We start from the raw sequence: 208 nt of genomic DNA, 5'->3' as shown, positions 1-208 counted from the left end.
AAGAAATCAATGGCTTCAAGATCATTTCTACGCTGACATAACTGCAAAAATCCGTCATCTTCCTGACAGAAAAGAAAATACTCTGTCCTGAAATTATCTTCTAATGCAACATTCTCAAAAATTATGTCTTCGTTCTCGCGTTTTAAGCGTACGATACTTTTGTTTCTATTGACTAATTCAACAATCTTCTTCAATTTCTTTGTCCGAC

At 34.1% G+C, this 208-nt stretch carries 1 protein-coding gene; it reads right to left on the bottom strand.

All coding sequences use genetic code 11. The features are described from left to right. A partial coding sequence (locus ACRHOC_RS16045) for a hypothetical protein (RefSeq protein WP_431159543.1) occupies positions 1–194 on the bottom strand: 194 nt, incomplete at its 3' end. Positions 195–208 lie beyond the last annotated feature (14 nt).

Origin of the sequence: Winogradskyella poriferorum (assembly GCF_050618035.1) — a bacterium.
Lineage (GTDB): Bacteria > Bacteroidota > Bacteroidia > Flavobacteriales > Flavobacteriaceae > Winogradskyella > Winogradskyella poriferorum_A.
The sequence above is the reverse complement of the archived record's forward strand: the minus strand, read 5'-3'. Positions and strand labels throughout refer to the sequence as shown.